Origin of the sequence: Bradyrhizobium sp. 142 (assembly GCF_023074015.1) — a bacterium.
Classification (GTDB): domain Bacteria; phylum Pseudomonadota; class Alphaproteobacteria; order Rhizobiales; family Xanthobacteraceae; genus Bradyrhizobium.
Genome location: NZ_JADPKQ010000220.1, coordinates 1 through 12981, shown reverse-complemented (window position 1 = coordinate 12981; position 12981 = coordinate 1). Strand labels below are relative to the sequence as shown.

General features: G+C 65.2%; 12 protein-coding genes. 4 read left to right on the top strand and 8 right to left on the bottom strand.

The genetic code is table 11. The features are described 5' to 3' along the window. Positions 1-201 precede the first annotated feature (201 nt). The 6 genes from IVA82_RS20040 to IVA82_RS20015 all read right to left on the bottom strand — a co-directional run bounded on the left by IVA82_RS20040 (position 202) and on the right by IVA82_RS20015 (position 6416). The gene (locus tag IVA82_RS20040) at positions 202-828 is read right to left on the bottom strand and encodes an isoprenylcysteine carboxylmethyltransferase family protein (RefSeq protein ID WP_247493486.1); all 627 of its coding nucleotides are present in this window, start codon (positions 826-828) and stop codon (positions 202-204) included. Between the two features lie 30 nt (positions 829-858). Then, positions 859-1890, bottom strand: a complete 1032-nt coding sequence (locus IVA82_RS20035; protein WP_247387385.1) for an NAD-dependent epimerase/dehydratase family protein — start codon at positions 1888-1890, stop codon at positions 859-861. Positions 1891-1919: 29 nt separating this feature from the next. Next, positions 1920-2456 carry an Mpo1-like protein gene (locus tag IVA82_RS20030; RefSeq protein WP_346658772.1) on the bottom strand — a complete coding sequence of 179 codons (537 nt, stop codon included), beginning with the start codon at positions 2454-2456 and terminating at the stop codon, positions 1920-1922. Positions 2457-2610: 154 nt separating this feature from the next. Then, positions 2611-3279 (bottom strand): OmpA family protein, encoded by a 669-nt coding sequence (locus tag IVA82_RS20025; RefSeq protein ID WP_247387387.1) that lies wholly within the window; start codon positions 3277-3279, stop codon positions 2611-2613. Beyond that, positions 3279-3695 (bottom strand): hypothetical protein, encoded by a 417-nt coding sequence (locus tag IVA82_RS20020; protein ID WP_247387383.1) that lies wholly within the window; start codon positions 3693-3695, stop codon positions 3279-3281. Before IVA82_RS20020 ends, IVA82_RS20025 begins: the two co-directional genes overlap by 1 nt. Positions 3696-3785: 90 nt before the next feature. Continuing rightward, entirely contained in the window at positions 3786-6416 is a 2631-nt protein-coding gene (locus tag IVA82_RS20015) for a UvrD-helicase domain-containing protein (RefSeq protein WP_247387382.1), read from the bottom strand. 241 nt (positions 6417-6657) lie between these two features. Here IVA82_RS20015 and IVA82_RS20010 point away from each other — a divergent pair, with 241 nt between their 5' ends. Further along, a complete protein-coding gene (locus tag IVA82_RS20010; RefSeq protein ID WP_148740584.1) occupies positions 6658-6831 on the top strand; it encodes a DUF1328 domain-containing protein in 174 nt (57 codons plus the stop codon). 76 nt (positions 6832-6907) lie between these two features. On the opposite strand, the gene IVA82_RS20005 is transcribed toward IVA82_RS20010, so the two are convergent. Next, entirely contained in the window at positions 6908-7399 is a 492-nt protein-coding gene (locus IVA82_RS20005; RefSeq protein ID WP_247387381.1) for a thioesterase family protein, read from the bottom strand. An 84-nt stretch (positions 7400-7483) separates the two neighbouring features. Between IVA82_RS20005 and IVA82_RS20000 the strand changes: the two genes are divergently transcribed. The 3 genes from IVA82_RS20000 to IVA82_RS19990 all read left to right on the top strand — a co-directional run bounded on the left by IVA82_RS20000 (position 7484) and on the right by IVA82_RS19990 (position 10817). Then, positions 7484-8908 carry an FAD-linked oxidase C-terminal domain-containing protein gene (locus IVA82_RS20000; RefSeq protein ID WP_247387380.1) on the top strand — a complete coding sequence of 475 codons (1425 nt, stop codon included), beginning with the start codon at positions 7484-7486 and terminating at the stop codon, positions 8906-8908. 89 nt (positions 8909-8997) lie between these two features. Beyond that, positions 8998-10341: a Spy/CpxP family protein refolding chaperone gene (locus IVA82_RS19995; protein ID WP_247387379.1), complete on the top strand. Its 1344-nt coding sequence runs from the start codon at positions 8998-9000 to the stop codon at positions 10339-10341. 116 nt (positions 10342-10457) lie between these two features. Further along, entirely contained in the window at positions 10458-10817 is a 360-nt protein-coding gene (locus IVA82_RS19990) for a hypothetical protein (RefSeq protein WP_247387378.1), read from the top strand. 199 nt (positions 10818-11016) lie between these two features. Here the strand turns inward: IVA82_RS19990 and IVA82_RS19985 are convergent, their stop codons facing one another. Next, positions 11017-12690: a SulP family inorganic anion transporter gene (locus tag IVA82_RS19985; protein WP_247387377.1), complete on the bottom strand. Its 1674-nt coding sequence runs from the start codon at positions 12688-12690 to the stop codon at positions 11017-11019. Positions 12691-12981: the final 291 nt, after the last annotated feature.

Sequence of the window (12981 nt, the reverse complement as noted above, 5' to 3'; positions counted from 1 at the left end):
TCTCAGTGCGATCGAGCTTGATCATCTTGGTCCTCCGAGGCTGGATGTTGCAATCTAATCCTACCTCTCCTGACCACCCGCCACCCATAGGATCTGAGGCGCGAGTGGCGCGATGCATCCGCATCGCCGGCCTCGCACCTCAGGATGACGGGATTAACAGCAATGCCGCTGTTGGCGATAACCGCGTCTTCGCCCGCGCCCTCAGCGCGGCGACAGGAACGGGATGATCATCGGCACGCGGCGGCAATAGGCGCCGTAGGCGTCTTCGCCGAGCTCCTTGGACAGGAACACCTCTTCCATCCGTCCCTTCTGCCACATGCCGAGCGAGATCAGGATCGCGCCGAGCATCGCGGTCACGGTGCCGACGGCGATGCCGGTCGCCAGCATGCCGGCGATCAGGCCGGTGTAGATCGGATGGCGCACGATGCCATAGGGGCCGGTGTCGACGACGCGGTGGTCTTCCTTGTGGGTGATGGTGTTGGACCAGAATTTTCCGAGATGCAGCCGTCCCCACCAGGTGAAGGAGATGCCGGCGATCACGATCAGGGCCGTGATGTAGACGCCGGTATTGCTGAAGACCCAGAGCGGCTTTTCGCCCAGCACTTCGGCCGTCCACGGCGTGAATAGGATGCCGCCGATCAGGATCGGCAGGCGATAGCGGCCGGACTCCAGCGTCATCACCTGCTTCTGGGTGCGGCCCTGCCAGAACGAGGCGCCGACCCAACTTGCAAGCCAGGCGAGCCAGATCAGCGCGAGCAGTTGTGTTGGCCAGGTCGTGGTCCAACCACCCCAGGCGACAGAGAGAAGCTTGCTGAAATCGAAGGACATGCGGAAAGGTTCTTTGGGTTGGGCGGCAGCTCAGCTGGCGCGCGAGGAGAGCGCGTGATGCTCGATGGCGCCGGTGGCGGGCTTGCCGCCGCGAGCCAGCAGGTGGGTGATGGTTTCGCGCAGCACGGGCTCGATCGGGCGCGGCGAATAGCCGAGCTCGGTGCGCGCCTTGCCGATCGAGAGGTCGCTCGCGGCGAGCGCAATGCGCACGCCCTCGGCGGTGCCGTTCGGCGGCCGGCGCGTGACGTGATCGGAGATGTATTCGAGCATGATCGCGGAGAGCTCGGCAATCCTGCTGGGCACGACGACCGGAAACTGCCGGCGGCCGCTCATCGCCGACATCATCCGCAGAATGTTGCCGAGCGGGACGCAGTCGCCGCCGAGGATGTAACGCTGGCCGGAGCGGCCGCGCTCCATCGTCAGCACCAGGCCCGTGGCGACGTCGCGGACGTCGACGAGATTGACCAGGAAGTTGAGGTGTGGCTGCACCTTCTTCTGCAGGAAGTACCACAGCATCGCCGTCGGCGGCGTCAGATTGTGGTCGGCAGCGCCGATCGGCATGGTGGGCGTGCCGATGACGAGCGGGAAGCCGGCAGCCGCAGCCTTCGCCGCATGATGCTCGGCGAGCGACTTCGATCGCGTATAGGCGCCGGGCATCGCATCGGCCGGCTGAAGCGCCTCCTCGGCGGCAACGCCGCCCAGGTCGGAATAGGGGAACAGGATCGATTCCGTCGAGCAATGCAGAAAGCGCGATACGCCGCGCTTCATCGCGGCCGCGAGCACGATTTCGGTGCCGCGGCAATTGACGTCGTGAAAGGCCTGCTTGTTGGCGACCCACATCCCGGGCAGGCCGGCGAGATGATAGACCTGATCGACGCCGGCAAGCGCGGCATCGACCGCGGCGCGATCCAGCACCGAGCCATGGGCATATTCGACGTCAGCGTTCGCCGTGGCCGGTGGACGGACGTCGACAATACGCACCCGCTGCCCACGGGCGCGGAGCGCTTCGACCAGATGCTGTCCGATGAACCCACTGCCACCGGTAACCAGTACGAGAGTCATGAAGAAGGTTTGCTATTCCGCTCTGGAAGTTATCGGCTCGAAAGAGAATTGGTCGGAAGAGGCGCCAGAATCGCGGCAAGGTCGCGACGGAAGCCCAATGCAATGAATAATTTTGCCATGACAAACATCGGTCCAAGCAGAAAATGGCTGGGGTTGTCGGCCATCGACGGTTTCCGTTCCTCAAAGACCCGATGGCCGATGATCTGCGCTGCGACGCCGATCGCAATCAGCACGGCAAAAATCGACCACATCATGGCGATCGAGACCTGATTGCCGATCGCGGTTGCGACCCAAAGTAGCACAATCATCGCCGCCAGGATGCCGAGGCCGATCCCGGCGTCCAGCATCAGCCAATAGACCAGCACAGGCAGAGCCAAAATCACCGCAAGGCTGACCTCGATCCCGAACACGTCGAAATGCACCAGCGTCAGCGGCAGCACGGCGCCGGTGAAGAGCAGGAGGATTCCGACCACGTGCATCGCGCAATTCCAGGGATCGCGATGATATTCGACGTAATCGGCCAGTTGGCGTTGAAAGGAGCCGGCCATCTTGGTCTCGTGCAGCATGGAGGTCGGGAAGGGCGAAAAAAGCCTATAGCATCTGACCGGGCAGTGCACAAACCGGCGCTTTTGTCGCGCAAGGCCGTAGCGTTGCGCCGTGGACAGGCTGCAAAATGGTCAGGACTTCAAAGGGTTCCGGTCGCCGCCTGGGTGCGTGCGCTCAATGCTTCTTGGGCTTTTTCGTCGCAGGTGCAGGCGTAGCGGCCGGCCGCGCAGGCTCTTCTTCCGGCAGCTTTGCAAAGGTCAGGATCTGCAGCTGTGCATTGACAGCCGAGGTCGGCCGCGCGCGGTCGAGAAACTGCTCCTCGCCGAGGCCGATCGGGTGCAGCCGCTTGGTCGAGATCTTGAAGGTGTTGACCAGCACGTCGCGGATTGCGTCCGCCCGGCGCTGGCTCAGGATCGCGTTGGCCTCCCGCGTCTTCGTATTGGATTCGACGCGGCCGACGATCAGGAACGTGTACGGCAGCAGCGAGGCATGAACCAGCGCGTCCGCGAGGCGGCCGACGGTCTGGTAGGATGCCGGCTGAATGATCGGCGTATCGGCGTCGAACTGAATCTGCGCGGTGAAGGCCGGCAGATTGGCAAGGTCCGGCGCGATCGGCGGCCGGTTCACCGGGCCCGGATCGTTCTTGATCCTGGCCTTGGCCCGTTCCATCACCTGCAGCTTCAGCGCGGGGATGTCGATTTCGGCGGCCTGCTCGAAATGATTGAGCTTGCCGACGATGTCGTCGCGGGTCGGCGGCGCCGGCTGCGCGCTGGCCGTCCCCGCGAGCAGGGCGAGGCCGAGCACGAGGCCAATTCCGGCGGTGGCAAGCCCGGTTGCGCGCATCATCGGTATCCCGCGTCGTCGACGGCCTTCAGGCAGTTGTTGCTGATGCCCTTGGGGGTCGAGACCAGGCAGGGGACCGCCTTGCTGGTCTCCTTGGTCGAGCCGTTGCAGACCTTGACGATCTCGCGCTGGCAGGCGTTCGCCACCGTGACACGGGCGGCGACGCGCTTCTGGATGGCGTCGAAGGCGCCGAGATAATCGCTCTGGCACTGCTGGGAGAGCACGTCGCGGTTGCGGGACAGGCACTCCTTGAGGCGGGTCGAGTCAGGATTGACGCCGCGGCAATTGGCGACGATTTCCGCACCGCAACTCTTGGCCAGCAGCCCGATCGAATCGCCAAAGCTCATGGTCTCCGCCGCCGCAAGCGACGGCATACCCAATGCCAGCACGATGAGTGAAATGGAGCCCCGGACCATGGGCGCATCTGATACGGGGAAGTTCGCGGTGGTCAAGGGGCGTGGAGAGAAGAAAGGCGGCGGCGTAACGCCGCCGCAACACGGCAGGCCTCACGCCCGCTGCACAAAACTGTCGACGACCTTCTTTTCCCCCGCCTTGTCGAAGGCGATGGTGAGCTTGTTGCCGTCGACCTTGGTGACGCGGCCGTAGCCGAATTTCTGGTGGAAGACGCGGTCGGAGAGCGAGAATTCCGAGGTCGTGCCGGTGGATTTGGCGACCAACTCGCCCTCGATCGTTAGGGGCCCGCGGCGGCGCGAGGAGAAGCTGCCGAAATCGGGCGAGGACGAAGACGACGAAAACGACGAGGCCGCTTCCTCGAAGCCGCCGCCATCGCGGCCTTGTCCCGTCGCCTGGCCCCGGTTGCGGTTGGCTTGGGAGCGATTGGCCTGGGCGCGCTGCCAGCCCGGGGTCGTATAGCTGGAGCCGAACGCCTCCATATCGTCGAAGCGCGAGGCGCCGTAGCCGCCGGTGCCGCCCCAGGCCGAGCCGCCCTTGGATTCCGTGATCTCGACATTGGCCGCCGGCAATTCGTCGAGGAAGCGCGAGGGGATCGTGGTCGACCAGGTGCCATGGATGCGCCGGTTGGTCGCAAAATAGATTTTCGCGCGGCGGCGGGCGCGAGTCAGGCCGACATGGCCGAGCCGGCGCTCTTCCTCGAGCCCGGCGCGGCCCTGTTCGTCCAGCGTGCGCTGGCTCGGGAACAGGCCTTCCTCCCAGCCCGGCAGGAACACGTTGTCGAATTCCAACCCCTTGGCCGAATGCAGCGTCATCAGCGACACCGCGTCGTCCTCGGCGCCGCCGTCGCGGTCCATCACCAGGGAGATGTGCTCGAGGAAACCTTGCAGGTTCTCGAACTCCTCCATCGAGCGCACGAGTTCTTTCAGGTTCTCGAGCCGTCCCGCGGCATCCGCCGAGCGGTCCTTCTGCCACATCTCGGTATAGCCGCTCTCGTCGAGCACGATCTGGGCCAGATCAGTGTGCGCGGTGATCTCGCGCTGGGCGCGCCAGCGGTCGAACTGGGCGACCACATCGCGCAAGCTTCCGCGCGCTTTCGGCTTCAACTCGTCGGTCTCGACCACGGCACGCGCAGCCTCGAACAAGGGAATGCGGCGCTTGCGGGCGTGGTCGTGCAGCATCTGCACAGTGGCATCGCCGAGGCCGCGCTTGGGCACGTTGACGATGCGCTCGAAGGCGAGATCGTCGGCAGGCGAGTTGATGACGCGCAAGTATGCGAGCGCATCGCGGATTTCGGCACGCTCATAGAAGCGCGGACCGCCGATGACGCGATAGGGCAGGCCGAGCGTGACGAAACGATCTTCGAACTCGCGCATCTGGTAGGAGGCGCGTACCAGGATCGCGATCTCGTTGAGCTTCTCGCCCTGGCGCTGCAGCTGCTCGATCTCCTCGCCGATGCCGCGGGCTTCCTCTTCCGAATCCCACGAGCCGGTGACCGTGACCTTCTCGCCGTCCTGGTCCTCGGTGCGCAGCGTCTTGCCGAGCCGGCCTTCATTGTGCGCGATCAGATGCGAGGCGGCGGCGAGGATGTGACCGGTCGAGCGGTAGTTGCGCTCCAGGCGAATGACTTTGGCGCCGGGAAAATCGTGGTCGAAGCGCAGGATGTTGTCGACCTCGGCGCCGCGCCAGCCATAGATCGACTGGTCGTCGTCGCCGACGCAGCAGATGTTTTTGACGTGGGTCTTCTCCCTCTCCCCGCTTGCGGGGTCGCGACGAGCTTCGCTCGCGCTGAGAGGGTCGGGCTGAGGGGATATCTCCACGAGCGCGGTGCTTGGAGAGTCCCCCTCACCCGCATCGCTTGGCGATGCGACCTCTCCCCGCAGGCGGGAATAGGTAAGAGAAGAGGGCGCCTGAGACAACAGCCGCAGCCAGAGATATTGCGCGACGTTGGTGTCTTGGTACTCGTCAACCAGGATGTATTTGAAGCGCTGCTGGTACTGCCGCAGGATATCCGGGTGTTCGCGGAAGATGCGGATGTCTTCGAGCAGCAGGTCGCCGAAATCGGCCGCGTTCAAGATCTTCAGCCGCTCCTGGTAGCTCGCATAGAGTTTGCCGCCCTTGCCGTTGCCGAACACCGCGGCTTCGCCGGGAGGCACCTGCGACGGCATCAGGCCGCGGTTCTTCCAGCCGTCGATCAGGCCGGCCAGCATGCGCGCCGGCCAGCGCTTGTCGTCGATGTTCTCGGCTTGCAGAAGCTGCTTGAGCAGTCGGACCTGGTCGTCGACATCGAGCACGGTGAAGTTCGACTTGAGCTGCGCCAGCTCGGCATGGGTGCGCAGGATCCGGCCGCCGATGGAGTGGAAGGTGCCGAGCCACGGCATGCCCTCGACGGCGTGGCCGAGCATCAGGCCGAGCCGATGCTTCATCTCCCGCGCAGCCTTGTTGGTGAAGGTCACCGACAGGATCTCGCTCGGACGGGCGCGGCCCTGGCTCAGGATGTGGGCGATGCGCGTGGTGAGCACGCGGGTCTTGCCGGTGCCGGCGCCGGCCAGCACCAGGACCGGGCCATCCAGTGTCTCCACCGCCTCACGTTGCTCGGGATTGAGCCCGGACAGATATTTCGGCCCCACCGAGGCACGCGCGCGCGCGGCAATGCCACCGGCAGCGGGCTGGTGGTCGGGGATGCTCTGGGCGGTGATCTTGCTCGGCTCGGTCATGCGAATCATTGGCCCACGATGGCACCGCGGGGTGGCGGAAGGGAGCCTTCATAACAGGGATTACCGCCTATATGGGGCGGCGGCGAGGGGTTTTCCACGTGCGCGGAACGTCGAATTGTTCCTGCGGAGGCCGCGAATTTCCACCTGTCGCCGGCCGGAACCATCGTTTCGAGGTCGAGATTGTCTGTAAGCGAGGCGTGGTCGTCAGGCGCGTCGATCGCAGAGAGACATCGAGATAGAGGTTCTGACCATGCTTGGCTGGGTCGTGACGTTTCTGATTATCGCACTTATCGCCGGTATCTTGGGCTTCGGCGGCATCGCCGGCGCTTCGGTCGAGATCGCAAAGATCATCTTCTTCATCGCGGTCGTACTGTTCCTGGTCTCGGCCGTCGTCGGCCTTGCCCGCGGCCGCACCAGGGTCTAACTGCGATTTAGCGAGGAGCGTGGTTCACCTCTCCCGTAGGGAGAGGTGAACCACAAGCGGCAGATGGCATCTGCCGTCACTTCGAGGGCATCGCGATGCTTCGGCCGATGCCCGCGGGTCGCGGCACGGTGCTGTGAGCTTTGGTGATCGCCGCGATGCGTTGCTGGACGTCGGGCGGAAACGGCGCTACGCGTCGCGCGTTCATATCCATGTGAAGCGACATGTTTTCCGATGTGGCCGACAGCCAGCCTTCCGCGGCGTGCCGGAGCTCCTCGAATGTGTGCAGCCGCTTATCATCGGCGTCCAGCAGCCACACCGAAACCCGCACGGGATCGCCGAGATGGATTTCGCGCAGATAACGCACATGGCATTCGGCGGTGAAGGTCGAGCCGTGGCGCTCCTTCATGTAAGTGGGACCGATGCCGAGCTCGAGCCAGAGCTGGTCGATCGCGCGGTCGAACATCACGTTGTAATAGGCCATGTTGAGATGGCCGTTATAGTCGATCCATTGCGGCTCGATCTGCATGATTGACGAGCGGAACGGCTCGGCAGCGGCAATCTCCGGCATGTTTCCATCCTGCTATCCGTCCGGTCGCTTGACTTGACCGGATAGATGTCCTTTGCCACGGTTCTTCTGTCGGGAGGAATGTCCGTGGGTACGACTATCACCAATAATCCGCCGCGGCCGGAGCCGAAAGCCCTCGCAAGCGCGCTGGAGCAGCTTGCCGCACGCTTCGGCAACCGCCTCATCACCTCGCAGGCCGTGCGCGAGCAGCACGGCCACACCACGACGTGGATCCCCAACCAGCCGCCGGACGGCGTGATGATGGCGCAGGAGACCACCGACATCCAGGACGTCGTGCGGATCTGCGCCAGGAACGGCGTGCCCGTCATCGCCTTCGGAACCGGCACCTCGCTGGAGGGCCAGGTCAATGCGCCAGCGGGCGGCATCTCGATCGACCTGCGCGACATGAACAAGGTGCTCGCGGTGCATGCCGAGGATCTCGACTGCGTGATTCAGCCCGGCGTCACCCGCAAGGCGCTGAACGAGCACCTGCGCGACCAGGGCCTGTTCTTCCCGATCGACCCCGGCGCGGACGCCTCGCTCGGCGGCATGGCCTCGACCCGGGCGTCCGGCACCAATGCGGTGCGGTACGGCACCATGCGCGAAAGCGTGCTGGCGCTGAAGGTCGTGCGCGGCGACGGCGAGATCATCACGACCGGCACGCGCGCAAAAAAGTCCTCTGCAGGCTACGACCTGACGCATCTGTTCGTCGGCGCCGAAGGCACGCTCGGCATCATCTCGGAATTGACCATCCGCCTGCGCGGCATCCCCGAGACCATCGCGGCCGGCGCCGTGTCGTTCGAGACAGTGCATGGTGCGTGTCAGGCGGTGATCCTGGCGATCCAGACCGGCATTCCCGTAGCGCGCATCGAGTTGCTCAATGCCGCGCAGGTGACGGCCTGCAACGCCTATTCCAAGCTGACTCTGCCGGAGACGCCGCTCCTGCTGATCGAATTCCACGGCAGCGAGATCGAGGTCGCCGAACAGTCCAAGGCGTTCGGCGAGATCGCGAAGGAATGCGGCGGCGGCGATTTCTCCTGGACCACCAGACCGGAGGATCGCACCAAACTGTGGCAGGCGCGGCACGATGCTTACTGGTCGGTCAAGGCGCTGCGGCCCGGCGACAGCATCGGCGTGGTCGCGACCGACGTCTGCGTGCCGATCTCGCGCCTGGCCGAGTGCGTCGGCGAGACCGAGGAGGATCTGAAGCGGCTCGATCTGTTGTCGCCGATCGTCGGGCATGTCGGCGACGGCAATTTCCACTGCTCGCTGGTCTGTGACACCAATGACGCCGACGAGATGGCGCGCGGCGAGGAGTTCATGCATCGCCTGGTCGAACGTGCACAGGCAATGGACGGCACCTGCACCGGCGAGCACGGCATCGGCCAGGGCAAGCAGAAATATCTTGAGGCCGAACTCGGCCCCGAAGCGCTGGACGCGATGCGGGCGCTGAAGAAGGCGCTCGATCCGCAGAACATCTTCAATCCCGGCAAGATCGTGCCGCAGGTCTAGCGGCAGGCAGCGGAACTTTCGGCAGGCCAGCCAGTTCCAATTCCCGCAAGTTCCGCTGCCTGCATGGCGCGGCTCTGCGGGAGGGTGCGATGTTGCGACCGGTCATTGGAATTGCTGCGATGGCGCTTGCCTGCATGCTTGCAGGCGCGGCTCTGGCCAAGGGCGGACACGGCGGCGGTGGACACGGCGGCGGCGGTCATGGCGGGGGCGGGCACGCCGGCGGTGGGCACAGAGGCGGTCATGGCGGTGGGCATTTCGGCGGCGGCCATTTCGGCGGTCACGGTTTTGCGCACGCGCATGGCGGCGGCGGGCATCATGGCGGGATGCGGTTCGCAACCGGAGCCCGACATGGTGGCCCGAACTTCGGTCAGATCCGCAATGCGGGCGTCCGTCCTGCGAATTTCCGCAATGCCCTCAACGCGCACTCCAGCGCCTTCCGCAGCGGCCGGCTGATCAGCAATCCGGCGGCCCGTGCCCAGATCGCAGCCGCGGCCGCACTTGCCGGCTGGCATGGCGCAAGCAGCGGATGGTGGCAACATGCGGGGGGCGGCTATGGCTGGGTCGGACCGCTGTTCTGGCCCTTCGCCTATAACGACCTCTACGACTACACGATCTGGGGCGACGGTCTCGGCTTCTGGGGCTACGGCTATCCGGACATCTATGCCGGCATCTTCGGCCCCTATGGCTATGATGGTCTGTCGGCCTATCTGCCGCAACGCCCGCAAGGACGACGGCGCGCGCGGGGCGTTGCGCTCGATCAACTGTGCGGCAGCGACCGCCGCGAGATCACCGGTCTGCCGATCGACCAGATTGCAGCCACTGTGCAGCCGACGGATGCGCAAGGCGCAAGCCTCGACGACCTCGGCAATGCCTCGATCGAGGCGGCGGAGCTGATCCGCGCATCCTGTCCGACCCAGGTCGCGGCGACGGCGCCCGGTCGGCTGGCAGCGATGCAGCAGCGCGTCGAGGCTATGGAGAAGGCGGTCGATCTCGTCCAGCCCGCACTCGACAAGTTTTACGGTTCGCTCACCGACGAACAGAAGGCCCGCTTCAATGCGCTCGCCGAGGATCAGCGTCGTGCGACGGCATCCAACACTACCAACGGCTCGCTGGTCGGCAATTGCGGAGCGCCTGCGGCGCTTGACTGGCCCGGCGCCGAGATCGAGGCGAGGCTTCACCTGGATGACACGCAGCGTGCCGCGCTCCAGGTCCTCCAGGACAGCAGCGCAAGGGCCAACACATCGCTGAAGGCGGCGTGTCAGCCCGGCGACGTGATGACGCCGCCGGCGCGCATGGCCGCGACCCGCAAGCGGCTCGACGTGATGCTGGACGGGATCAAGACGGTCCGCGCCGCGCTTGAGGATTTCTACGCCACGCTGAATGACGAGCAGAAGGCGCAGTTCGAGGCGATCGGGCCGCGGCGCACGTCCTGAACGCACCGATCCACCGCCGCGGCGGAAAAACCGCCTCGCCGATCTCGGCCTGGTTGTCTATGCTGGCTCCGCTGAGGCGCAATAATACGGTGGCTGGAAGACCACGGGTGGCGGGGATGAAGTGGTTCGCGAGGCAGAAGCCGGGCGACATCTGGGACGAAGCGATCGAGTGGCCGCTGGGCGATATCGAAGCCGCCGAGCGCATCCGCGCGATCTGTGAGGCTGCAATGGCGAGTGCGGCGGGCGCGGGTCGCTACAACAAGCGCGACAGCGAGCGCTACGAGCGTGCGGCGAAGGTCGCAATGGAAATCGCGATGAAGATATCGGACGGCCTGATGCGCGACGATGCGGTCCGTCGCATCGTCGACCTTTGCATGAAGGCGAATGACCTCAAGACCGCGCAGATCCTGTTTCGCGCGATCCACGCCAGCTGGATCCGCGAAACGGTACAGCGAGATTATCCGACACTGGCGTAGAGAGGGCTGACTGTTGCCGCATTGAAGATGCGCTCCCTCCCCCGCTTGCGACCGCTTGCGGGGGAGGATTGGGGAGAGGGTGCTTCCGTAATCGAGAACCTCCAAGAGGAGAAAGCCCTCACCCGGCGCTGCGCGCCGACCTCTCCCGCAGGCGGGAGAGGTCGCAGCGAGTTCGCGGCTCAGCCGGTGTGACTCAAAGCTATTCCGCTTTCGCAAGCTTGCGCACGGCTTCGTCGACGCTGCGAAACACGTGTTCCCTCGGCAGGGCATCGAACAGCTTGAAGCGTTCGAACGCGTCCTGTGCGCGCACCGATTCCAGCCGCGCCAGCGCCACCGTGACGCCCTGTTCACTACACGCCTTGAAGATTTCGAGCAGGATCTGCGCGCCGGTGAAGTCGATCTCGACCATGCCGCTCGCTTCCAGCACGAGAAGCTGCGGGGCCGAGGTGCCGAGGACCCTGGTCACTTCGCTGCGGAAGTCCGGCGCGTTCAGGAACGACAGCGGTGCCTGGAGACCGATCACGGCAACGCCGGCGACGCGCTCGCCGGCGACGTGCGGATGGGCTGGCCACCAGACCGTGGTGCCCGGCACGCGCTCGAACTCGACCAGCTTGGCGCGCGTGATGCTCCAGATGCCGTACAGCAGCGACAGCACGATGCCGAGGAACGCGCCCTGCTGGATCGGCAGCACGATGATCAGCGCGGCGGTGGCGATGATCAGCAAGAACTCGCTGAAGGACTGACGATAGATAGTGACGATCTGCTTGAGGCGGATGATCCGCAGCGCCACGAACAGCAAAATGCCGCCAAGTGCGGCATCCGGCACGTGCCGCAGCAACCCCGTTCCAAACGCGAGCAGCGCCAGTACGATTGCCGCGGCGGCGAGGGCCGAAAGCTGCGATTGCCCGCCGGTCTCGGCGACGATTCCCGTCCGCGGCGGGCTGGCATTGACCGGAAACGCGCCGAACAGGCCAGCCAAGACGCTCCCGGCGCCGGCGCCGAGGAAATCGCGACCGACATCGGCAGGCTTGTCGGGATCGGACGGGAACGACCGCGTGGTGGCCGCGGTCTGCACCATCACGACCACGGTGATCACGAAGGCGAGCGGCACCAGGCGCACCCATTGCTCCGGCGCAAGATCAGGCAGAGTCGGCCGCGGCAGCGTGCCCGGCACGCTGCCTACGACGTTGACGCCCTTGCTCTCGAGGCCGAGGCCGATCACGGCCAGCGTCGCGGCGACAAGCCCGATCAGTGCGCCCGGAATTTTTGCGCTCACCTTCTCGGAGAGGAAGACCACGGCCAGCACACCAAAACCGATGCACAGCGTGAAGGGATTGGTCCGGCCGAGCTCGCTTGCGAGCACGCCGATGCGATCGAGCGTCGGCCCGCCCGGCTGCTCCAGCCCCAGCACGCCCGGCAGTTGCGACACGATGATGTGGACCGAGATGCCGGCGAGGAAGCCGACCATCACCGGCACCGACAAGAGGTTGGCGATGCCGCCGAGGCGGAAGGCGCCGCCGGCAAGCATCATGACGCCCACCATAAGCGCCAGCGCGATGGCGAGTCCCTGATATTCCGGCGAACCGGAGACGGCGAGTGCGGCAAGCCCGCCGGCGAAGATCGGCGTGACCGTGGAGTCGGCGCCGCAGGACAGGAAGCGGTTGCCGCCGAGCAGCGCGAAGCCGAGCGAGCCCGCCATGAACGCGAAGAAGCCGATCTGTGGCGCAAATCCGCCGAGCCGCGCGGTCGCCATCTGCTCGGGGACGGCAATCGCTGCAAGTGTCAGCCCCGCCAGGAGGTCGCCGGGCAGCGAATAGGACGCCAGTGATCGGAACAGCGGCCATGCAGCCTTGGCGTGATCGTCGTGCGGCATCGATGTGGAGTCCCCGGAAAGCATGTCAGTCGATCAGACTACAGCATTTCCGGGATGGAAGGCGGCAGACCGCGCAACTCCTGGGCCATCAACAGAAATGTCCGGGTGATGATTGGCTCTCTGCGGCCTTTCTGTCGTCATTGCGAGGAGCTCTTGCGACGAAGCAATCCAGAATCTTTCCGTGGAAAGACTCTGGATTGCTTGTGCGCCAGGCAAGCTGGCGCGGTCCAACCGGTGGAAGTCCGGTCCGGGTAAGCCGTAGCGGGCGCCCGGTAGTGAGTGTTGCGGTGT